The 22,839-nt window shown below is 66.3% G+C and carries 18 protein-coding genes; 11 read left to right on the top strand and 7 right to left on the bottom strand.

All coding sequences use genetic code 11. From position 1 onward, the window contains the following. Positions 1-2 precede the first annotated feature (2 nt). The 10 genes from FB454_RS16035 to FB454_RS15990 are packed head-to-tail and all read left to right on the top strand — an operon-like array spanning position 3 to position 9,003. Positions 3-1,007, top strand: coding sequence for an acetamidase/formamidase family protein (locus FB454_RS16035; RefSeq protein ID WP_425311448.1), 1,005 nt, complete (start codon positions 3-5; stop codon positions 1,005-1,007). Between the two features lie 9 nt (positions 1,008-1,016). Further along, on the top strand, positions 1,017-1,697 hold the full coding sequence (locus tag FB454_RS16030; RefSeq protein ID WP_013285712.1) for a GOLPH3/VPS74 family protein: 681 nt from the start codon (positions 1,017-1,019) through the stop codon (positions 1,695-1,697). Between the two features lie 12 nt (positions 1,698-1,709). After that, on the top strand, positions 1,710-2,399 hold the full coding sequence (locus FB454_RS16025; RefSeq protein WP_049794829.1) for a GNAT family N-acetyltransferase: 690 nt from the start codon (positions 1,710-1,712) through the stop codon (positions 2,397-2,399). Positions 2,400-2,448: 49 nt separating this feature from the next. After that, positions 2,449-3,018 carry a DUF4254 domain-containing protein gene (locus FB454_RS34885; protein ID WP_013285714.1) on the top strand — a complete coding sequence of 190 codons (570 nt, stop codon included), beginning with the start codon at positions 2,449-2,451 and terminating at the stop codon, positions 3,016-3,018. Beyond that, on the top strand, positions 3,015-4,922 hold the full coding sequence (locus FB454_RS16015; protein ID WP_145823135.1) for a hypothetical protein: 1,908 nt from the start codon (positions 3,015-3,017) through the stop codon (positions 4,920-4,922). The genes FB454_RS34885 and FB454_RS16015 overlap by 4 nt, the downstream gene beginning before the upstream one ends. Then, positions 4,919-5,473: a phosphoribosyltransferase gene (locus FB454_RS16010; protein WP_013285716.1), complete on the top strand. Its 555-nt coding sequence runs from the start codon at positions 4,919-4,921 to the stop codon at positions 5,471-5,473. Before FB454_RS16015 ends, FB454_RS16010 begins: the two co-directional genes overlap by 4 nt. After that, on the top strand, positions 5,470-6,546 hold the full coding sequence (locus FB454_RS16005) for a glycosyltransferase family 9 protein (protein WP_013285717.1): 1,077 nt from the start codon (positions 5,470-5,472) through the stop codon (positions 6,544-6,546). Before FB454_RS16010 ends, FB454_RS16005 begins: the two co-directional genes overlap by 4 nt. Next, positions 6,543-7,676, top strand: a complete 1,134-nt coding sequence (locus FB454_RS16000; protein WP_013285718.1) for an RHS repeat protein — start codon at positions 6,543-6,545, stop codon at positions 7,674-7,676. Before FB454_RS16005 ends, FB454_RS16000 begins: the two co-directional genes overlap by 4 nt. Then, a complete protein-coding gene (locus FB454_RS15995; protein ID WP_013285719.1) occupies positions 7,673-8,419 on the top strand; it encodes an SDR family NAD(P)-dependent oxidoreductase in 747 nt (248 codons plus the stop codon). The genes FB454_RS16000 and FB454_RS15995 overlap by 4 nt, the downstream gene beginning before the upstream one ends. Next, positions 8,416-9,003 (top strand): histidine phosphatase family protein, encoded by a 588-nt coding sequence (locus FB454_RS15990; protein WP_013285720.1) that lies wholly within the window; start codon positions 8,416-8,418, stop codon positions 9,001-9,003. The genes FB454_RS15995 and FB454_RS15990 overlap by 4 nt, the downstream gene beginning before the upstream one ends. On the opposite strand, the gene FB454_RS15985 is transcribed toward FB454_RS15990, so the two are convergent. After that, entirely contained in the window at positions 8,986-9,432 is a 447-nt protein-coding gene (locus tag FB454_RS15985; protein ID WP_013285721.1) for an NUDIX domain-containing protein, read from the bottom strand. The genes FB454_RS15990 and FB454_RS15985 overlap by 18 nt on opposite strands. Before the next feature lie 391 nt (positions 9,433-9,823). Here FB454_RS15985 and FB454_RS15980 point away from each other — a divergent pair, with 391 nt between their 5' ends. Beyond that, on the top strand, positions 9,824-10,786 hold the full coding sequence (locus FB454_RS15980) for a DUF6602 domain-containing protein (protein ID WP_013285722.1): 963 nt from the start codon (positions 9,824-9,826) through the stop codon (positions 10,784-10,786). A 332-nt stretch (positions 10,787-11,118) separates the two neighbouring features. Here the strand turns inward: FB454_RS15980 and FB454_RS15975 are convergent, their stop codons facing one another. The 6 genes from FB454_RS15975 to FB454_RS15950 all read right to left on the bottom strand — a co-directional run bounded on the left by FB454_RS15975 (position 11,119) and on the right by FB454_RS15950 (position 22,623). Then, positions 11,119-11,709: a hypothetical protein gene (locus FB454_RS15975; protein ID WP_145752240.1), complete on the bottom strand. Its 591-nt coding sequence runs from the start codon at positions 11,707-11,709 to the stop codon at positions 11,119-11,121. Beyond that, positions 11,706-13,202, bottom strand: a complete 1,497-nt coding sequence (locus tag FB454_RS15970; RefSeq protein ID WP_186466368.1) for a reverse transcriptase domain-containing protein — start codon at positions 13,200-13,202, stop codon at positions 11,706-11,708. The genes FB454_RS15975 and FB454_RS15970 overlap by 4 nt, the downstream gene beginning before the upstream one ends. A 417-nt stretch (positions 13,203-13,619) precedes the next feature. Beyond that, positions 13,620-16,499: a pPIWI_RE module domain-containing protein gene (locus FB454_RS15965; RefSeq protein ID WP_145823134.1), complete on the bottom strand. Its 2,880-nt coding sequence runs from the start codon at positions 16,497-16,499 to the stop codon at positions 13,620-13,622. 35 nt (positions 16,500-16,534) lie between these two features. Further along, on the bottom strand, positions 16,535-20,050 hold the full coding sequence (locus tag FB454_RS15960; protein ID WP_013285726.1) for a pPIWI_RE_Z domain-containing protein: 3,516 nt from the start codon (positions 20,048-20,050) through the stop codon (positions 16,535-16,537). Continuing rightward, positions 20,043-21,200 (bottom strand): pPIWI_RE_Y domain-containing protein, encoded by a 1,158-nt coding sequence (locus FB454_RS15955; protein WP_013285727.1) that lies wholly within the window; start codon positions 21,198-21,200, stop codon positions 20,043-20,045. The genes FB454_RS15960 and FB454_RS15955 overlap by 8 nt, the downstream gene beginning before the upstream one ends. Next, the gene (locus FB454_RS15950; RefSeq protein WP_244879756.1) at positions 21,172-22,623 is read right to left on the bottom strand and encodes a PD-(D/E)XK nuclease family protein; all 1,452 of its coding nucleotides are present in this window, start codon (positions 22,621-22,623) and stop codon (positions 21,172-21,174) included. Before FB454_RS15950 ends, FB454_RS15955 begins: the two co-directional genes overlap by 29 nt. Between the last annotated feature and the right edge of the window lie 216 nt (positions 22,624-22,839).

Here is a 22,839-nt window from a genome sequence, read left to right as displayed (position 1 = left end):
CGATGAGTCACTTCACCTACCGTCCCGCCCGTGACGAGTTGGCCTACACCTTCGGTGGACGCCTGCCGGTGGCGCACGTCCGCTCCGGCGACCTGATCACCGTGCACACCGAGGACTGCTTCGGCGGCCTGGTGCGGGGGCCTGCGGACCTGCCGTCGCAGGTGTGTCAGATGCCGTACCTGAACCCGGTGTCGGGGCCGTTCTTCGTCGAGGACGCCGAGCCCGGCGACACCCTCGCCGTGCACCTGCTGTCGATCGAGCCGACCCGCGACTGGGGTGTGTCGGCGACGTTCCCGTACTTCGGGGCACTCACGTCGACCTCGCACACGGCCACGTTGCAGCCGCCGCTGGAGGAGCGGGTGTGGGTGTACGGCATCGACGGGCACGCGGGCGTCGTTCGGTACCGGGCCACCGCCAGTGACCACATGGTCGAGCTGCCGCTGGATCCGATGATCGGCACCATCGGCGTCGCGCCAGGTGGCATGGAGTCCCGGTCCACGATCGTCCCGGACTACTACGGCGGGAACCTCGACACCCCGGAACTGCGCGCCGGGACCACCCTGTATCTCGGGGTGAACGTGCACGGGGCGATGCTCGCCCTCGGCGACGGACACGCCCGCCAGGGCCACGGCGAAGTCTGCGGTGTCGGCGTGGAGATCGCCACCGTCACGACCCTCGCTGTCGAGGTCATCAAGGGTACCGACACCGCCTGGCCGCGTCTGGAAACCGACACGGCGATCATGTCGGTCGGCTGCGCCCGCCCGCTGGAGGACGCCTACCGCATGGCCCACCAGGACCTCACCGGCTGGACCGTCGACCTGTGCGGCCTGCACACGCTGGATGCCTATCAGCTCATCTCGCAGGCCGGGCGGGCGCCCATCGGCAACGTCTGCGATCCCAACTACACCGTTCTGGCGGCCATCGACAAAGCCCTGCTCCCGCAGCGGCAGGCTGCCTACCGCGACGCGCACGCCCGGCTGCGGGCCCTTGCCGCTGTGCAGGGATAGGGGCCTGGGATGACCACGTCGATACCCCACCTGTCGCTGCGCGACGAGCTGTTCCTGCTCGGGCACCACGACGACACCGGCCAGCCGCACCTGCACCGCCAAGCCCTGGCCCTTGGCATGGCCGGCGGTGTGCTGATCGACCTGTTCCTCGCCGGGCGGATCACCATCGACTCCTACGCCGAGCATCCGGCTGCGGACTGGTGGCTACGCCTGAACTCCGACCAGCCGGTCGGTGACCTGATTGCCGACACTGCCCTCGCCGCGATCCGGTACTCCCGTGCGACTCCGACGGTGAAGGCATTTCTGCGTAGCTTCGCCGACGACCTGTATGAGCGCACTCGCGCCGGACTCATCGCCGCTGGGATCCTGCGCCACACCGCCCGCCGCCGCCTCGGCGGCCTGGTCCGCGCCGACGCCTACCTCCCCACCGACACCAAATGGGCTGTCGTCGCCCGCGCCCGTCTGCGCTACCTCGCCGCCGGCCGCGAACAACCGGACAACCACACCGCCGCGCTCGCCGGACTCGTCGCCGTCCTCGGCCTCGCCGACCACCTCTACCTCGACGACGACACCGCCACCCTCACGGCCCACCTGAAGACCATCGCCGCCCAGCACCACCGCCCCGTCCGGGAAATCACCGCCGCCGTCGACGCCGCGATCGGTGACCTCGCCACCGCCACCTACCGATAGACCACCGAGGAGATGACAACAGCCGTGGACCCCAGCGTTCGTATCCGTGCCGCCCGCTGGACAGACAGGCAGGCCGTCGCTGCGTTGATCGCCGACGCCCTGCACCCCAGCCCGCTCGGTGCCTGGCTGGTACCGGACGCGGCGCAGCGCCGCCGGGTGATGACCGACGTCGTCGCGGTGTGGGTGGAGCACGCGATGTTCTTCGGCGACGTACACCTCACCGACGACCTCGCCGCCGCCATCGTCGGCTTTCACCGCTACCGACCGATCCCGCCACCGGCCAACTACCCGACCCGCCTCGTGGAGGCCGCCGGAGCACACGCTGAGCGCTTCAACACCCTTGATGGCCTGATCGCACAGCAGCAGCCCACCGAACCGCACTACCACCTGGCGCTCCTCGCCGTATCCCCAACGCGGCAGAAGGCCGGCTGCGGCAGCGCCCTGCTCAGCCATCACCGCGCCCGCCTCGACCGCATCGGCCTGCCCTCCTGGACCGCCGTTCCCGCAGAACCCGAGCACCTGCTCGCCCGCTATGGGTACACGCTCCGCCCGCCCCTCACCCTGCCGAACGGGCCGAGCCTGCGACCCATGCGCCGTAACCCCTACCGCGCCAGTAATCCAATGCCGATCAACTCCCCGCGTCCGGTCGGCAACCGCTGGCAAGACAACACCGCCCATACCGGCACCACCCTCCGGCCCTGACAGACCGAGCACCGGCCGCCGCCCTACCAAGGACCAAGGAGGCTCACCCATGCCCCTCCGTTCCGTCGGTCACCTACCACTCGCCCCCGACCCGCAGCGTTGTCCACCGCTGCCCAGCTCAGACCTGATCACCAGTACGTTCGGCGGCCGTCCGCAGGTTCTGCCAGAGGCTTGGGCAGTGCCCCTTCACGCGGCGTCCCGGCTCGCCTCGCACCACCGCGAACAATGGGCGGCGGAGACAATCTCCCGCGACCCATCCGCTGACGACCACGTGGTGGCTGCTGCCAAGAGATCGATCGACCGTCTCAACGCCACTCGCGTCGCTCTCATCGGGGAGATCGACTCTTGGGTTGAGCACGTGATCCGGCCTGCGGGCGGGGCACCGTTGCACACCGAGACGATCGGCTCCGTGATCGACCGCCTGGCCATCGCGTGGATTCGGTGGAGGCGATTCTCGGAGACCGCCCAGCTGGACCCGAGCGACGTCGATCCTTCGCTGGCGCTTCAGCAGTTCACCGAACTCACCGAAGCCTTCGACACCCTTGTGCTCGACATCCATGAAGGTCGCCGCCGCATTCCTCACTGGCGCACGCTCAAGAGCTATCGGGAGCCGCGATGAGGACCGCCGTCACCCTCAACGGCGCCGACAACGTCGGCAAGACCACGAACGCCCGCTGGCTGGCGTCGGCGATGCCGGATGTCGAGTTCACCGGGACAGTCGATCGGTGGGACCGGCGATGGGCCGAGGTGTCGCGACGAGACTTCAGTCAGTGGTGGTTCGTCGACAGCACCACCGACGAACACATCGACCTTGTCTTCAGCTCCCACGCCGCGCGGTGCGGCGGTGGCGGCCCCTTGGCTTTGGAGGACCGAGGTTGGCCGATGCTTGTGGCGACCTGCGCCGCGACAGCGGCGATCAAGGACGGCATCTCCACCACCGAGGCGCTCGCGCAAGTCGAGACCAAAGCACGTCGCTACGCCCCCGCGCCGCGCCGTGAGCTGCACCTGCTACTGCGCCACAGCGACCAGCCGGTAGTCGAGGCGCACCACGCCGTGGCACGTGAGCCTGTGCCGACCACCGAACGCTACATCGAGTACCAGCGGCGACTGGCCGAGGCGATCGGCCTACAAGTCGATGGCGGGGAGTACGAGGCCATCGTGGTGCGCGGGGACCGCCCACTCCTTGATGTGCAGCGTGAAATCCGTGAGTCGCTGACGCAGCTCGACGTGCCCGTCGTTCCGCTGCCGCCGGACCGGATCCAGCGCCTGTGGGTGCTCGCTGGTATGTCCGAGAGCGGCAAGAGCACGGTCGGCGAGTTGCTCCGCACGGAGCACACAGCCACCCGGCTGAAGATCGGCTACCTCATGCAGCTCGCCGCCGATCGGCTCGGGGTGGCCGATCCGTATCGCGAATGGGGCGAGCTGACCCAGGCGCAGATGCTCACGGAGGAGATCCTTCGATTCGCCGCGCTGAACCCGGGCTCGCACCGGATCAGCCTGGAGAGCGCGCACCGCTTCGACGCCACAGCACATCTCCGCAGGATCTGGGGGGAGCGCTGCGAGATTGTGTTCCTCCGCCTTCCGGACGGGCTTCGCGCGCAGCGCGCCACCGAGGCCATGGAGTCGCTCTCCGCCCGCGACGCGATCAAGCGAAGCCGGGGCGGAGACCGCATCGCGTCAATCGCCGACACGGTCATCGACAACGGCCGCAGCCTGGCCGCGCTGAAGAGGGCGGTTACAGAAGTTGCTCACCGCAGGTCCGGGGCCAGGGTTCCGCCGCGTGCGGACACGGCCATCCCGGAGGGGCTGCAAGCGGTACTCGCGGACTGCGTCGCCAGGCTGACCGATTCTGAGACCGCGCTCGTCGCCGCCACGGGGAGCCTCGCCCATCAGGGCTGGCAATCGGGATGGAGCGACATCGACCTACTTGTCGTACGCGACACGCTGCCGCTGCGCTGGCTTCAGACCAGGCGTGTACCCCAGAGCGGACCGGCGGGGGAGAAGATCGCGCTGTCGTCGTTCACCACCCGGGAGATGCTCGCCGGGTTGGTCCCACCCCGAGTACTGCACGCGGTGCGGCAGATAGCCCGCGATGGCTGCGGCCTGCTCTACCGCCGAAGCGACCTCGTCCTCAACGCCTTCGACGCACCAACCGACGACCGCGCCTCACGCAGCGAGCTGCCGCTCGTGGCGATGGTGTTGCGGCGACTCGCCGCGAACCCTGAGCCCGATGTCCGCGCTGTCTACAAGCACGTCGTGCTGATCATGAAAATCATCCTGCGCGCCGACGGGGTGGACCTCGACGCCAGCGAGGAGGTTCGTCTCGCCTTCACCACCAGCCATCCGGACGCCGACATCGACCTCCCGGCGGTGGCCGAGGTCAGTGGCGACCGGTGGCGACAGGACGAAATTCTCTCCCATCGGGTCCGCGGGGCCGCCGCCAAAATCCTCACCTACCACGACGTGCTCGGCTGCTCGGTCGCGTCCAACACGCTCCAGACGGAAGGATCAGATCTTCGATGACCACCGCCTTTGACGAGGTTCTGCACGCCGACCGGGTGACCCGGCTCGGGGTGGGAGACACCACTCGTCCGATCCGCGTCGTCCACGGCCTTGATGGCATCCGCACCGACGTGGGCGCGGAACAGGTCCTGGCGACGGGACGCAGCTTGTGGAAGCGGTGGTGCGAGCACCCGGCGTACCGGCCGCACGATGTTCTCCTGGGCCTGGATGCCGGCGGCATCGTGCCGACGATCGCGGTGGCCTGGGCCAGTGGTAGCCAGTATCGGCTCGCCTGGAAAGTCAACCTCGACCTACCCGGGAAGCTCGTGTTCCACGAACCGCATGCCCGGCGTCTTGAGGTCTTCGCCTACGGCGACTTCGAAGGACTGCGCGTCCTCATCGTGGACGACGAGATCACCACCGGACTCACTCTGGCCAATCTCGTCGAGGCGCTTCGCGCGGCCGGCGCCGACATCACCGGCGCGCTCTGCCTCGTCGAAGACACCGCTGGCGAGGGCCGGCAACTACTCGAACGCAACGGGGTCCCGCTGTGCGTACTGACAACGCTGTGACCCTCGTCGAGAAACCGGTGTGCCACCGCGGCGGGCGGTACCTCGTCCGACGTGAACAGGCGCCGCTCGGCCGGCTCCTGCCGTATCGACGAGCCAACGGAGAGATCCCGCCGCGACGGGCACGGCTCGACGCGGTACGTGAGACCGGGTGGCGCGTCGACTTCGGCTCTCGCGGACTCGGCGACCTGCTGCTCGGCCTCGCCATGGCTCGGGCACTTCACGACGCCACACACGATCAGTTCGAAACACTGGAGTACGCCGGCAGGCGGGCGGACCTAATCGCCCGGTGCACCCTTCCAGTCACGGTCACGTACGGGGACGGGCACCAACTGGGCACGCGGAGCAGCGATAACGCCTTGGAATTCGACGCGGTACCGGAATCGCCTCCGACGCTGCTCGACCTCGTCGACGTCGACGTTGTCGAGGTCCATGCGGCGCTGCCGATGCGCTACTACCTCGACATCGAGCAGACCCTCGGCGCCAGGCTCCCCGCATCCGGTGATCCGTGCCCCAGGTTCCGGTCGACCGTCGCAGCGCCAGACCCATTCCACGTGGTCTTCGTGGCCACGACGAGTCGCCCCGACCGCAAGGACTACGGCATCGACAACTTCGCCGCCCTCGCCAAACACCTGAGGGCCCGCCACTCGGGCGCCTGGCGCTTCAGCCTGGTGACACCACCGGGCCACCAACCTCCGGCATTCGTAGGTCAGATCGAAGTACTTCACGGACCAACGGCGGTCGACTGCATTGACCTCTTCGCCACCGCCGAGCTGGTCATCGGCAACGACACCGGCCTGACCCATCTCGCCGCGCTCACCATCCGACCGGACGGCACCCAGCCGCACGTGGTCGGCCTCTACGGACGGCACGGCTACGCCAAGTGGATCACCGGATCGCCACACCACCACGCGGTGGCCACCCCGTTCTCGCACCTGATGTCGGTCGCCGATGCGTGTCCCGTGCGGGACTGCTACGACGACACTCTCTGGTCAACCGCGAGCGACCTTCGCGCCATCCCCATCAAGGACATAGCCGATTTCGCGGGGCAGCGCGCCGGCTGGTGGCCTCGATGATCCGGGTCGCCCGCTACCGCCGCTTCACCATGAACCGCACGTTCCACCTCGACATCGGCCCGCACCGCCTCTTCGCCAAAGTGAACCCGAACCCCGTGGAGGCCGCCGCCGAAGCCGCCGGATACCAACGAATCCGCCACCATTACCAGGTACCAGGGCTGCATTCCCAACACCGCATCGGGCACTGGACCCTCACCCTCTATGACCGCCACCAACCCGATCTCCCGGACACGGGCCTCCTCCTCGACGCTCTCACATCGACCGACGGAGACAGCACGGCCAACCTCGATCGTGGGCTCGAAGCGATCCTCCAGCACTACCGCCGAACCATCGACGCGACCATCTGCCGCGTCCCCGCCTCGCGCACCAACAGCAAGCTCTACCGCGACCGGGTCCAGCCCCGCGGCAGGCTGGACCACTACTACGGTCACGACCCGATCGTGCTCAAACTGGCCGACGCCGACGGTCTCCGACCCTCCGAGCTGCGAGAGACCACCCTCATGGTCAACGGACAGCCCCGACGGCTCGACCTCCATGCCCTCGTCAGCGAGCTACGCGACGCCTTCCAGCCCGACGAGCAGGTCTGGGCCGCGATGACCCAGGGCGACCCCACCGACTTCAACATCGGCCTCGACACCGACAACCAGCCCGTCTGGTTCGACTACGACACCGCAGGCCTCAACGCCCTCCCCGGCGAGATCGCCTGCTTCCTGTGGTACCAGAGACTGCACGGCGCCTGGCTCGTCCCTCACTACAACCCCGGCGCCTACGCCGACCACAGGAGGTCACTCGCCGAAGCTGTCGAGCCCACCGTTCGGCTCAGAAGACTCTCCCACCGAGCCGTCGGCATCGACTATGAGCACCAACCATCGCCGGCCCGGCAGCAAGCCATCACCCGATATCTCACGACGCTTGCCCGGCCGCTCGCACTCTCCGCCGCCACCGACCTGCTCACCTGGATACGCCCGTACCTCGCCATGCGGATCCTCGCCGTCTACCCACTACAGCTACTGGAACCCCGCGACGCTGCTCTGTCGCTGGGCCTACTCGCCGACCTCTACGCACCCGACGCCGCCCTGGAGCAGATCCTCGGACTCACCACTCAGACGCCAGCGGAGCCGCCCTCATGAGCCGCCCCATCGCCGTCATCACCGGAGCAGGCACCGGCATCGGAGCGGCCATCGCCGCCCGGCTGTCAGCCACCTTCGACCTCGTCCTGACCCACCTGAACGACGACACCAACCTCGCTGCGGTCGTCGAGGCCGCCCGCCACCACGGCGCACAGACCCACACCGTCACCGGCGACCTGACCGCCGCTGACACCCAGACCGCACTCCGCACCAGTATCGAGCAACACGCCACCCAACTCGCAGTCCTGATCAGCAACGCCGGCGCGTACCCCCGCATCCCGTGGAGCCGGACGGACCTCAACGTCCTTCGCGACCAGCTCGAACTCAACCTCGTCACGCACGCCGCCGCGATCCGCGCCACCACACCAGCCTTCGTCAGCAACAAATACGGCCGCATCGTCGCCGTCTCGTCAGTCATGACCCAGATCGGACGCGTCGACCTCGCCGGCTACATCGCCGCGAAAAGCGGCCTGGAAGGACTCGTCCGCGCGCTCGCCCGCGAACTCGGTCCCCACAACATCACCGTCAACACTGTGCGGCCCGGCTCGATCGAGGTCCCCGCAGAACGTAGCGTCGTACCCGATCACGAGGCCATGGTCGGACGCCAGCTCGACCGACAATGCATCAAACGACGGGGTCAACCCTCGGATATCGCCGCCGCCATCGCCTTCCTGGCCACCCCGGAAGCGGGCTTCATCACCGGCCAAGCGATCAACGTCGACGGCGGCTGGCACCTGTCATGACGACCCTCTGGATCCGCCACGGAGCCAGCCTCGACGGGATCACCAGCCCCCACGCCCATGCCCGACCCGACACGCCCCTCACCGCGCGCGGCGCGGCACAGATTGCAGCCACCGCCCGCGCACTTCGTGACTGCGGTGTCCGGCCTGCAATCGTGTTGACCAGCCCGCATCCGCGCGCCGCCACAAGCGCGGAGATCCTGGCTGCGCTGCTCGGCGTGCCGCTCGCCGCTCCCAACCCGCTGTACGCCGAGTGGCGCGCCCCCGACTGCGTCCTCGGCAAAGGACCGGAAAACTACCCAGCCGAGTACCGGACCTGGCGCACGGACCGGCTCCGCGACTCGGACTCGGCCCTGGCCGGCGGCGAGAGCCTTACAGCGCTTTACGAACGGGCGACGGCCGCCTCGGCGATTCTCGGACACGTGCGTGAAGGAAACACAGCATTGATCGTCTCGCACCGAGTGTTCATCGGCGCGGTCGCAGCGATCACCGCCGGAGCGAGCCGCCCCCAGGACGTGTTCCAAGCCGCGCGCCGCTTCACGCTCGCACCGGCAGGGATCTGGCCCGCCTTAGCTGAACTCCGATAGCAAAGCATCGGCGTTCGCGAGGATGAACTCCTTCAGAGCCTCAGGCTTCAGATCCACCTCAGGAAGGCGGTCGACGGCCACCCGGTCCAGGGCATAGCCACCACGACCCGGATCAGTGAACTCTGCACCCGTACGAGCGCTCTCGTCGACCCGGGCGAGCCGGCAGGAGACGAAGTGCTGTACGGACACTCCCTCGCCTGACGGCGAGCTGAAGAGGAACACCTGGCTAAGCCGCTCTGCCTCCGCGCCCAACTCCTCGCGCAGCTCACGTCGCAGGGCTGCATCGAGGGATGCGTCAGTCGGTTCAAGGCCGCCACCGGGCGCAGTCCAGTAAGGCGCTTGGCCGGGCTTCGTCCTCTTGATCAATACGAGCTGATCACGTTCGTCCCACAGGATCGCCCGTACCGACCGACGCAGAATCTCACGCATGTTGACCCCTATCGACAGCTGGCAGGGCGCAGGCGAATCGAAGCTACACCGTGTGACCTACCAAGGACGAAACCCTAACCTGACGGCGTTCTTCGAACTCCGCACGACAACCTGATCGCCGCCAAGCACCGTCAGGGGACCAACCGACGCAGTCGCGGTCGCCGCCCAACTGCACCTGTCCCGCTTCGAGGCTCAGGAACGGTCCATGCCCCCCGTGGCCGCGGCTGGCCATGCTTCCGCAGGTGCCGCTAACCGTGCCTCATGCTCCGAGGCCGTTGCTGTCAGTGCTGCTGTCAATCCGCTCGGTCGTATCGCCAAGTAGGAGGGCCTTACCCGTCCTGCCGGCCAATAGCAACTGGCCGTCCCACGCGGAGACTGAGACTCTTTCTCCGTGACGAACCCCCACCGCCCACACGAGCTCGACACCTGGATCGAGCAAACCACTAGCGAGATGGCGAGCGAGTACGAACGCATCCGGCTACGCGCCACCGAGGATCCAGGGACTGCCGGCGACGAGGGAGAGGAGAACTGGGCTCGGTTACTGCGCGAATGGCTGCCGAGCAGCTACCAGGTACGCACGAAGGGCCGCATCCTCGCTCATGATGGAGCCGCGAGCAGGCAGGTGGACGTGGTCGTACTCCGTCCGGGCTATCCCAGCAAGCTGCTCGACAAGAAGCTGTACGTGACCTCCGGCGTAGCGGCAGCCTTCGAATGTAAGCTCACCTTGACGGCTGCACATATCAAGGAAGCGACCCAGACGGCAGCAGAGATCGCACGTATGGCGGCCCCGCGTCAAGGAACGCCCTACAAAGAGCTTGTCAGCCCGATCGTATACGGCGTACTGGCGCACGCTCACGGATGGTCCAGTGATCACGTCGCCGTCGAGAAGATCAATGAATATGTGGTGACGGGCACCGGGCAGCACGCCTTGCACGCGCGGGAGTTCCTCGACCTAGTTTGCGTCGCAAACACATGCGTAACATTGAAGTCGACGCGCCTTACACATATGGCAGCGGCCAGCTGGCATAAGCTGGGTGGCGATCCAAGTGAGGTGCCTGAACCATTGCATTGTTTCGTCGGCTCTTTCTTACCTGATACCAGCAGGCCGGCGGTTGGATCACTGCTCGCCTACCTCTTGATCAGGCTGGGATGGGAGGATCCTCAGGTTCGGCCGTTCGCTGATTACTTCCGTCTGGCGAAAATTTTCTCCCGCCAGTTCGGTGGTGAGGCCCCAGTGCGTCCAACCGGACTCACCCCAGAGACTGAGGCGGCAGTCCTCTCGGCGCCACTCAACGAAAATCCCGATGCGCCGTGGCCATGGTCGTGGGATGAATGGGGCTTCTCGCTGGAGTGATCGGAGCTTGCAGCGAATCTCCTTGTCGAGCATTCGCAGTCCGTCCAGCCTTCCCCGGCCGGGGACAAAGTGGAGCGGCCGACTGAACGAGTCGCAACGGCGGTGTCAGGCAGCGCCACATTCTGCTGTGCGGTGATCGAGCCAGTTACGGGGTGGCGAGCAGGTGCGGAACCGGGCCTGACTGGAGTTACCGCAGGCGCCGGCAGATGAGTCCAGAGGGCAGACGCTCCATCGTCCGCAGCGGACATTCCCCGATCCGCGCCCTCCCGTTCACGTGGGGAGTTGTGCGGCGGCGAGGCCTCGGCACCACTCGGCATCGTGCCGTTGTCCGTTCAGTGTTTGGCCCGGGCGTCGGTGGCGGCGGGCGCGGTGATCGCCTCGGCGGTGACCTGAGGATGCGTGTCCAGCTTGGTGATGAATTCGCGGCAGGTTTCGAGACAGTGGGCCAGGGAGGTCGCGGTGATGACGACCATGCCGTCGCGTACTGGCACGCCGATGACGCGCATCTTGCGGGGAGTCTCTCTCTCGAGCTGCTTTGCTGTGAAGCGTCCGAGACCATGAGCGACTGCATTGCGGACGAGAAAGCATGCCTCGAGGCTTTCCCACGCCGGGATGTCAGCCACGTCGATGTTGTGCCGCCGCCGCAGGAGACCGATGACGTCGCTCCAGCCGCCGGGCGCTCGGCCAGGAGCCTCACCGGCGAGATGTGTCAGGAGTGCCTCGGTGTAGATCTCGACGATGCTGACCAACCGGAGCCAGCAGGCAGCACGGTCGGCTGACGCAGCGTCACTGTCGAGGTTGACGCGGTGGCGGGGTCGGTCACGTAGACGGCCGGCTGCTGTGGCGGTGTGTCGTGCGTAGGTGGTGATCAGCTCTTCGAGAGCGTTTTCGGTGATCTCGAGTGTTACGGGCTCTGGTGTCACGTCCGGGCCAGGATCGTCGCGTGTAGGCCGCTTTCGTCGCGAACGGCATCGTTGGTTTCCTGCGATACAGCTCCGTGGTGGTGCAGGCGTCGTAGCGCAACCAGGTACCAGGTTGCCAATGAGGACGGCTCCTCGTCGAGGGCGCGGACGACCTCCTGCGGCTCGATCTTGTTCGCGTCTGCGAGGGCAAGTGCGGCCTCGGCGCGTACGACAGGCTCGTACCGTTGCGCACGGTTGGCCATGATCCAAGCGGTGAAAGGTTCCACATCCATCAGGCCGAGTTCGCGGATAGCGCGGAGCAGGTAGAGCCGCTGCCAGTCGCTGAGGCTGACCTCCGTAGCGATCGCCGTAACGGTGCGGGTCACTGCAGGACGGTCGAGGTTGGCCATGGCTTTCAGATAGCGGAGTACATACGGTGTCGTGGACGCGGCGAAGGCGACGACATTCACCACTTTCGGCATCACGTCGACGGCCCGTCGTTCTGCGGGATCCGACAGCCTGATGAGGGCACTCCGGATGGCGCGGATCGCGGCACGGTCGGCCTCGTGCAGGTTGATCTGGTGGTCAGCAGCCGTGCTCGTTGGCAGGTCGCGGGGGGTCACGGTCGAGTTGAGCGTGTCGAGCGCCCACTGCGGGTCGCTGTCGTCGTCATCATCGGCGTACTCGGGTACCTCATTCTCCTCCCAGTAGGCGCGGAACGATGGTGTGCGGGTCTTGGATTCGTTGAGCGTCAGCCCGTTGTCGCGGGCGGCTGCTGCCAGATCGTCAAGCGCTCGTTTGGCGTCCTCGAACGTGTCGGTCGCGATTCGGAAGTCGTCGTTGAACCGCCACGCAGCCCACTGCTTGCGACGCAGCGCGCGCAGCACCCGGCTCGCGTACAGGTCGGAGAGCCGATCCGAGGGCTCGAGCAGCTGAGGAAGTCCGTAACGCCTGCGCTGGACTTCGAGCAGGAGTTCGAGCAGACACTCGATGGTGGCGTGGTCCCCGGTACGGAGGAGTAGTTCGCGGGCGAGGATGTCATGGTCGACGTAGTCGTAGAACGACGCGAGGTCGGCTTTCACGACGTATTGGACGACCGCGTTATCCGGCCAGGACAACTCGCTGTGGCTGTTGGCGTCTACCCGGTTGCCCCGAGTTTGGGCGTACGCCAGCGGCGCGTAGGCGAACGTCCGGTATCCCTCGTTGGAGCGGTCCACCTCGTGTTTGGCCTCGGCCATGAGGAGATCGGTTAACGCCCGGTAGGTCACTCGCTCGGCGAAACCCCAGAGCGCAACCGGCCTGCTGCCGGTCTCGGGTTTGGCGACCGCGACGACCAGACCGCGGCAAGGCGTCAGTCCGGCTTGGAGTTGGCCGGCGAGCCACGACGCGAACTCTGGAGCGCGTTCGTTCAGTTCGGTAGCGCCCGGCGACGACGGTATCAACGGTTCCTCGGCACTTGCCTCTCGGCGTGTGGCTCCTTCCAGATCGAGCCGGGAGAGGACGTCAGGTGGCACCGACTGCATGGCTTATGAAAGCACGCGGTGGGCCCAGATGGGGGCAGCGAACCTGGGCGCGATGGAGGAGGGCCCCACCTCCTGACCTCACACTCAGCTGTTGCGTGAGCTTCCGCAGGCTGGAGAGCAGGCCGCCGTCTGGGTTGCGGACTTCGTAGCCGAGTCGCTTGAGCGTCGCGACCGCGGTTGCCGGGTTGGATCGGACCACTGCGGCGATCTGACGGATGCGGTATTCACGCCGGGTGGCATCGAGGACGTCCTTCCATCCGGGCTTGGGGTCGGGGATCCGCTCGACAAAATATGAGGGGGTGGTCTGATCTGGCTCCAGGGCACTGGCCGTCGGTGCTTGGCCAGGCTGAGCACCTCCTACGGAGTGAGGAGGTGCCCAGCCCGTCCGCCTGCGTTCCGAGAGGGTCTTCAGAGCTCGAAGTCGAAGGTGAGCTGTACATCGCCTTCGGGTTCGGGTTGATCATCGATGTTGTCGCCGTCGTCTTCGAGCGTGTCGTCGGCGGGTAGGGCGTATTGGTTGGTGAGTCGTGCGACGTGCATGATCAGGGGCCTGCTGAGGGCTGCCCGGTAGTCGTCAAAGCAGTGGCGTTGCTGGTGTAGAAACCCGGCCCAGTTTGCAGGGTCTTCACCTTGGGGGTGAGCGGCGACGACGAACTCGAGTAGTTCCGCGTTCCAGGCGTTTTTAGAAGGGTCGAGATAGTTCCTCGCGACTTCTAGCTTTCCGTCGGGAGAACGGCCCTCTGAGGGATCGGGAGCATCGGCCTTTGCCGGGTTCTCCTTGTAATGAGGCGTAAGTTTGGCCAAGTCGATGACGATGGAGCTGTGGGTGGCCGGCTTGTCGACCGTGCTGTAATAGACGCGCGTCTGCTCGGTGTTTCCGGTTCCGTCGTCGTGTCGCCACAGCCCGTCGGAGATGCCGATGCTGTCGGCCTCGAAAGCCCATGACTCGGGGGTTTCGAGGCGATCGTTGCCGCAGATCCGTACCAGCCTCATTTTCTTGCCGAAGAGGCTGATTTTCTGAGGTCGCAATTCGCCGAGCTGGAGGTGGTCGGGCAGCATGTGAGCGTTCTGCACCGTGGTGAGTCGATACCGGATGTTATGGGCTTCAGTCACGATGAGGATCTGCGTGTTTCGGAACCGGGTTAGGGTACTTCGGATGAAGGCAGCGAGCCGCTCCTTCTGTTCCTCTTCCTTGGCAGGGCTGGCGTGGTAGTTCGTGCCGGCCAGGGTCTTGAGCAGGGTCGGGTAGGGCACCCAGTCGGCCATACCTTCGGCTTTGCCCATGATGTGCTTTTGGCCGGGCCGGATCAGGACGGCGATCGGGACGAAGATCTGGTGAGTGTTGGTGTCGTCGTTGCGCCTTTTGACGACCCAGAATGCCAGCTGCTCGAGGTCGTCGGGGATGGCGCTCTTGAGTTTGTGCTGCGGGACGAATCGGACGCCGAGCTGCCGTAGGCAGTCGTCCCAGGCGGCTTCGGCCCGGTGCTGGTTGCTGGCCTCTTCCTTGTCGAGATCTTTGCCGGGGAACTCGTCGGGGCGGATGAACTGGCTGACCATGCCGGCGTCGGCGCAGCCCATGCGGATAGCGAATTTCGGGTCGGTGGTGCGTGCGTTGAAGGCCTTCGCACCGTCGAGCTCGATGAGGGCGAGTTGCAGGGTGTCATCGACTTCTTCGGCCAGGTCCTTCATCGCGGAGGCGACGAGTTTCCGGTGCGTGTCGACGGCTTCGTCGTGCTTCCGGCCGCGCCTGGGAACGGAGCCCTCGCCGAGCGCTGCGCCGAGCCTGCCGAGGGGGCGGGCGTAGATCGTGAGGTTGAGGTCTCCGACCTTCCATGTCCAGGTGTCGTTGCTGGCGGGTTGCTGATGAGGCAGGTCGAGTAGTCGTTCGACGGCAGCGAGCAGGCGGTCGCGCATTCCCTTGCCGTCGCCCTGGTAGAGCAAAACGACAGAGAGCCGGCCGTCGACCGCGGCGGCCAGTTGCTGGCGCCGGACGAGCGCGTTCGCCTTCGAGATTTCAGCGTTTGCGGCGTTGGCGGCTTCCTGCCTCTCGACGAGCTGGGTGCGCTCAGCGTCGGTCTGGTCCTTCTTGTCTTTGGGGACGCTTTCGAGCTTGCTGAGGCTTCGGCTTGCCTTGCCGCCGATGAGGACGCGGGTCAGGGGCTGGTCGAGGTCGAAGTCGGGCTGCAGGCACTGGCCGATCCAGCGGATGAGGCGGCTGCGTTCGGCTGGCATGACGCCGGTGCCGACCTGGTGGTCAGGGCCGCGCATGGTGGTGTGGTAGGTGACGGCGGCAGTGACGCCATCTCGGCCGAAGATCCAGGCGTCTGACTTACCGGCGAGCTGCTCGGCAGCCGGGAGATTGTCCACGGCGCCGATCCGGTTGAGGATCTGTTCGGTGCCGCCGTTGCGCCAGCCCATTTCCCGGGTGTCTCGGTCCCAGATCAGGTGGGCGACCGCGAATTTCTGGGATGTCGGTGCGTCGACTACGAAGGGGCTGGTCGACTGTAGGAGGGTAGAAGCTCCCCAGCGGCCCTTGGTGTGTAGCTCGCCGCTGGTCCAGCGGCGGATGCCGGTGTCGACGTGTAGTCGCAGGGTGGGGTCGAACGCCTTTGTACGCAGCGCGATCTTGATCGTGGCGCTGTAGTACCAGGTCCGGATGTTGCTACCTCTGCCGGTGTGGTGTTCCAGCGGCGGCCAAGAAACGAGTTCGGCGTAGCCGTTGGCGGGATTCGCCGCGACCTGCCGGAACCTTATGGATCTGCTGCCATGCTGGTATGACTGGCCAGCGATTTTAGCTGCGGCGTAGTCAGGCAGCAGGCTGAACAGGTGAGGCTGAGGGACGGCGGTGTTGCCATCGGAGAGCTCGTGGGCGAGCAGGTCGACGGTCTTCTGCGTCCATCGCAGGGTGCCCGAGTCCAGTTTCCTGATTGTCGGCATCACGAGCGCTTTGCCGTCGTCGGTGGTGGGCAGGTCATACAGCCAGGCGTTGATGAAGGTCCGCATGATCGCCGGCGGGAACGGCTTTGCTGCGAACAGCCAGGGGTTGTCTTCATCAAGGGTTGCCCAGGTAGCGGTGGAGACCAGATCGGGGGCGACGGTGCGCATCAGTGCGTTGAGGCGCCCGATCGGCACCTGCTGGGCGCGTGCGCGTGATTCCTCGCGCCAACCGGCGGTGCGCAGGTCGAGGATAGGGCGGCGCCAAGAGATGGGGAAGGTAAGTGTGTGCAGCGGGATTTTGAGATCGCCTGCTGCCACGAAGGCTGCGGTCTGCGTGCGGTCGTAGCGCATCGGGGGCCTTTCTGAACCGGTCCGAGCGTGGGCGGTCAGTTCATGTCGCGCAGGGCGCGGTAGAGCGGGTCGTAGAGGGCTTGCACCAGCGATCGGTCGATCGTCGTCTGCGCCGACTCGGGGTCGAAATAGGGAGCGAGTTCGTGCAGCATGCTGGCGAGCAGGCTGGTCGCTGGGGTGTCGTCTCCGGTGAAGCCGGCCTCGCGGGGTGAGAAGGCTCCGTCGACGAAGTAGACGCGGGCGGCGACACCTCCGCGCACGAGTCGTCCAATGACCTGCCAGATGACCACGAGCTGATCCCAGGTAAAGGCCGACTTCTCATCGGGAGGCAGGCTGGTCCAGGACAGGCGACGGGTGAGGAAGCGGTGCCATTTGCGGGCGGCTTCGGCCCGAAAGCGCAGTCCGGCGTCGTCCGGGCTGCCGGCGGCCAGAGCGGTCTGGGTGAAGCGACGGCCTGGGCCGCGGACTTGGCGGACCGCCCAGTCGTTGATTGCCTGGGTGGCCAGGGAGATGTCGTCAGGGCGATGATGCGGGCGGGCGAGGAAGTAGACGCTGCCGATGGCGGCTTTACCGCCGGGAACCACGATGTTGTGCCCGCGCTCGACGGCCAGCAGCGGCGCGATCAGCAACTGCCCGCCGATGTCGGGGAACTTGGCCAGCTCGCCGCGGCGAAGGTGCAGCTGGCGGGTGTCGGCGGGCAGGTTGCTCCAGGAGTGGTCGAGGTCGGTGTCGTCGGATACCAGGACCGTGACGTTGCCGGTCCATTCCGGCAGGTTGTTGAGGTAGTGCCCGGCACGGTGTGCCTCGGCGTAGCTGCCGACCAGCAACAGGATCCTGCGGCGTTGTGGGTCGTCGATGTCGTCCAGTTCCTGCTGCAGCAGCGAGGTCGCGCCGGTCAGGCTGCGGTCAGGTACGGCCAGTTGGTGCAGCATCTGCTCGAGCTGAGCGGGACGCTGCCGAGGGTCGGTGCCGGACAGCCGCAGGGCGGTGGTGACGCCGGGTGGGTAGAGGAAGAGCTTGCGGAAATTGCTCTTCTTGATGGCGGCGACCTCGTGTTCGTGGGGCCGCAGCACGGCGTCAACCTGGGCGTGCAGGTGGTAGCGGCTGGAGGTGCCGGCCCAGCTGGTGGCCGACATCAACAGCACATGCGGGCCGGGCCGGTTGTCCACGGCAGGGATGTCGGCCAGCTCCAGCAGCAGCTCGCGGCCGACACCGTTGCAGCGAAAAAACCGCAGCTCACCGCTCTGATCGCCGTCCTCGTTGCGGTCGCCGGCCTGGAACTGAAAGCCCAGCACGTTACCCATGGGGGATTCGGGAACCACCGGCATGTAGTCCTTGGGCGGCCGGCGGGACAGCACGTTGGAGGTCGAGTCCAGGTTGAGGGCAGCTTCGACGCGAGGCCACAGAATGGTCATGCGGTCAAGACGATCGTGCAGGACCGCCAGCACGAGGGTGAATTCGAAGCGGTGCAGGTTGGCGTCAAGGTCACCGGCGACTGAGGCGTTGTTCGGGACCAGCTGGCGCAGCAACTTCTTCAGCCGCTCACGGCTGAACTCGCGAACGAATACCCCGCGGGGGGCGTGCAGCAACTCCGTCGCCATCGCCACGAGCGCGTTGACCAGGTCCGTGGTCGTATCCTCGGGACCACTCCCGCGCAACGGGGTCAGCGGCGAGTCGCGGAAACTGCCGAGAACGGTGTCGACACGCTGGAGCTCGGCCCGCTGGGAAGCAAGTTTGTCCTCGTCGGGGGCCACGACATTCTCGTCATCGTCGCGATTGCGCCTGCGCAGCTCGGGAAACCACTCATTGATCAGCCACTGGTGCAAGGTCATCGCGCTGAAGTAGTCCTGCGTGATCCATCGCCGCAGCGGCTCGTCGTTGATCAGCATCGAGTAGATCCGGTCGGTGGCCGTGATGACCGTGTTGAGCGCGTTGTTCCAATCGTCGATCTCGTCACTCGACAACTGCAGCCGGCCCTGCGCGGCCAGCTCGGTGAGCTTGTGCTTGCCGACCTCGTCGAGCCACGACTGCGCACCACGGGCCACCAGCGTCGCCGCCGGCGCGAACGCGGTGTCGAGCTGCATCTGTACCCGGTCGGCCTCGTCGACGATGATCAGGTCGCTGCGGCGGCAGGCCAGCTCCAGGTAGCGCATATTCTCGTCGTTGAGATGGTCGGGCACACGGCTGTGCACCAGCGATGCCGGCGTGGCGACCCAGATCTGCGCGTCGACCAGGTCGCGGGCGGCACTATGCCGCGGGCAAGCAGTCCACAACGGGCATCCGTGACGCTTCGGCCTGGCTGGCTTACGGCGACGCCGGAACCTCGTGCTGGCGGAGTCGGGATCGTCGTGCTCGATCTCGGCCTTCTCGACATCGTCAGCGTTGTACAAAGCGGTGCATGGCGCAGCGGTGATCGCCAGCGCCCGACGTGCCTCGAACCCCCGTAAGGCGTCGAGCGGGCAGGCGTTCGACAGGTGCGCGAAACCCGGGTTGTCATGATTCAGCATGCTTTGTCTGGCAGACTCGCTGCGCCGGTGCAACCGCTGAATGTTGCGTTCGAGGGTGGACTTTCCCAGGATCGGCGCGGCGTGCACGCCGAGGCGGCGAAATTGCTCGGTGATGGTCAGCACTTCGGCGACGTCACCCACGACGATCGTGGTCCGGCGTCGGTCGGCCGGGCGCTCGCGGGTGGCGAGCTGGAAGGCCAGAATGTCGCGAATCGTGGACTTGCCGGCGCCGACCATGCCCACCAGGTTCATCAGCCTGTCGATGCGCAGCCGGGGATGGGTCTGGAACGCCCCGGCGGCCTCGTCGCGCAGCAGCAACTCGACCCGCCGTAGACGCTTCTTCCAATCGTTGAGCTTGCGCGGCGTGCGGTTCTCTGCCAGATCCGCGGCGTTGGCGGCGACCTCCAGGGCGTCCATAGCATCAGCTGCGGCTTCCAGTTCGGTCATGGTGACGGTGATCGGCTCGCCTCTGCCTGCCGGCGCCGCCCCGATGTCATGCCCGATCCAGGGCTTGAGGCCGATCAGCTCGACGGGGATGTTCACGGAGTGGCGCTGGTCGCGGACGTAGAACAGCTGGTCTCCGGCGCCGGCGACGGGCAGCTCGCGCCGCTCCAGAGGAGGCGGCTGGGTCAGCAACCGTTCATAGATCTCCCTGCGGTCGTGCGCGCGCGTGGGCTCAAGCGCCTTGGGCAGATCGTCAATGGTCGCGAACGTGTAGCCGCGCAGCGTGATGTCGACATCGAGATACATGTGCAGCGAGTTGTGCCAGGTGTAGCGGCGGCTGCGGTCCCACAGGAAATGCCGGGCTCGCCGGATCATCAGCCGCGCTTCGCTGGTGCGTACGTCGCCGAACACTTCCTCATAGGGGTAGCCGCTGAGCAACGTCCAAATGTCGCGCACCGGCCGGGTCGGCATGACCCGCGTGCCGAGGTAGATTGCCAGCTCTACGTCGAGCAGGTCACCGATGCCGAACCCGGCAGGTGCCTTCCACGCGCCACGGAATTCGCCGGCGAGGTCGCCGTGCCAGCTACTGCGATCACGCATCGTCGCCTCCCGCAGAGCCGTTCTTACGCAGCCGGGTCAGGGTGGTTGTCAACATGCGGAGAAACGCCTTGTCGCTGAGCAGGGTCACCTGCTCCTTGACCTCCGGCGGGCAGAAATGCTCGAAGACGATCTTGTAGTCCTCGCGGTCGTCGAACCGGTACTGCGGCACCACCAGGAAGGCCCGGTTGTACGGCGGCTCCGGCCGGAACCGGGTGGCGCTGTGCCCGAGCAGGGCCGGGTTGGCGCGGTCTTTCACGTCGATGGCCCAAACCTGCCGGTTCGGTAGCGTGATCCTCAGGTCGTAGGCGTCGCAGCCCGGCCACATCTCCGGGACGAGGCCCTTGCCGATGAGCTTCTGTTCCAGCTCGACCTCGGCCAGCCCTGGGCCGGTGATGAACATACGCAGCGGCGCTCGCAGTAAATACAACCCGCCGGTCGAGCGATCGTCGATGAACTCTTTCGGGGTGGCGTGGGCTTCGCGGCGGCAGCGGTCCAGCTCGCACCGCCAGGACCGCCCATCGGGTTTGAGCAGGCAGTGGCAGCGTGCGCACGTAGCGAAGCGTCCGTCGGTGCCTCGGTAGGCGGCCGGGGCCGGCTCGTAGCACCGGTTCACCGTCTCCAAAACGGTGCCCAGCTCGGGATGCTCACCGATCAGCGTCGCCTTGTCGATACCGGTCAGGACCGGCTTGTCGATCAAAAGACGCCGGAACGCGGTGTAGGACTGTGGCGATCGTGCCGTCTCGCACTGTGCGAAGACCGTACGGATGATCTCGTTTTCGAAGAGCTCGGCCGCGGCATCGGGACCTGAGACCTCCCACTCGTAGCATCGCTGGGTGGGGACCCCGGTCTGCGCGTCGACCAGGTACTCGTCCAGGTTCTCGGCTTCCGCCGGCAGGTCAAACGGCCATTGCCCGATCGGCCTGGTCGCCGCCCAGCGCGCCATGCCTGCAACGCTGGCCGGCGGCTCCATCTCGCGCAGCAGGCATTGCAGGACCAGGTGGTTGTAGGCCTTCTGCACCTTGTCCGAGTAGATCGGGTCCGGGGACCTGTCGTGACGCGACAGGTCGACCAAAGCGGTCGCGACCATGCGCAGCAGCGTCACCCCGGTAAAGGTGGACAGATCAGGCGGGCTGTTCACGGTCAGAACCACGAGCGGTCTCCTGAGAGGACGGCGGCGGGTCCGTTCCCGCCGCGCTGGGACACCACCTACTTACCGGACAGGTACGACAGTTATCTCCTGGCACCGCGGCGAAGGTAATGTCTCCGCGCCACGGCTGCGCCATCTTCCGCAGGGCTGCGTACGCCTTATCGAGCTCCTGCGGATCTGACGGGTCGACCATGATGAGATCCGCTCCGGCCGGCCGGAGAATCTCCAGCTCCACTCGGGAACCGTCGACGGGTCCGCCGAGCAGGCCTCGCCCGAGGATGGCCGTCGCGAGTGCGACCTGCGGGAACTCTGTGAAGACATCCTCGCCACCACGCTGGCGGCGCCGGGTGGTCTTGGTCTCGCGCCACACCCAGGCGCCGTCGTCGCGGTAGACGAGGTCGGGCTTGGCGATCACCAGCGTCTGGGCAGCTGTGTCATGAAAGACGAAGGTCTCTTCGATCCTGAGGTCTGAGGTGCTCTCTTCAAGAGGGCACACGGACGGGTGATGCGTGAGCATCCGCATGCCGGCCTCGGCTGCATCAGCGTCGAGCTCCCAGCGCGGGTCGGGCCAGCTGATGTCACCTGGCATGTCCGCGTGCTGGCACGGTCCGCTTGCTTTCGCGTGCAGCGTCTCCAAATAGCTATGAACTGCCTGACCGATCCGGGCCGGAGTGGCGTACTCGTTGACCTTCGGCAGACGCAACGTCTGCAGGTAATGCTGGGCCGGGCAGTCGTTGTAATAGCGCAAGTCGGTGATCGACACCTGGCGCAGCTTCGCTCGCCGGTCCGACCGCAGTCCCAGCAGTCCCGGAGCTCGCATCACCTCGTCACAGGCCAGCACGAGACGGCATTTGAGACAATCGCCGCCTGGGCGGCGCGTCTGGCCATGAAGGACCTGAACCGCAGCGCGGCGTCCATGCTGCTCGTAAAGAGCGCCGGCATCCTCAATGGGTCCGTCGAACAGGACTCTTCTCAAACCTTCGGTGAGATCGATGTCGGCGACCACTACGCGAGACACCTCTTCGCGTGCCCGGACAAAGAACTTCTTCTCCCAATCATCCGGCCACGGCGCGGGACGGCCGTACGCGGCCGTGTAGGCCGCGACCGCCACCTCGGCCTCGCTGCGCTGTCGCTCTAGCATGTTCGCGAGGCGAATCAGCCGCAGTTCACGCACCGCACCGTCAGCCGAGCGGTAACGCCGGCCCCAAGCCCACAGCTCGCGAACACCCTGATCGACATGCTGGACCACCCACCAGCGGGCGACCGGCAGCATCGATGACTCTGCCTCACACATCGACAGGTAACTGCGTGCGGCATGCTTAATGAAGGTTGCTAGACCTTCGTGAAGCGGCTGCTTCGCAAATACCGAGTTCAGCGCCTCGTCAAGCGGTTGGCGGTTGAACTCCACAGCGTCCAATACGTCCATAACGAGCCGCACCGGGACCGGCGGCTTGTCCTGACGCGGCCAAGCGGAAGGCTTAAGTCCTGGTCTCGACTTAACCGCAAGGTGCATTGCGCACCTATGTTCTCCCCCAGTCAAGGCGCTCAAGGCCACACGCATGGGCGAGGTGCTACCGACGAGTTCAGGCGGCGCGGTCCAGGTCCTTGTAGACGGTGCGTCCTCGGGGGTTCGTTGACTGGG

Source organism: Micromonospora sp. CNZ297, from assembly GCF_007827625.1.
The sequence above is the reverse complement of the archived record's forward strand: the minus strand, read 5'-3'. Positions and strand labels throughout refer to the sequence as shown.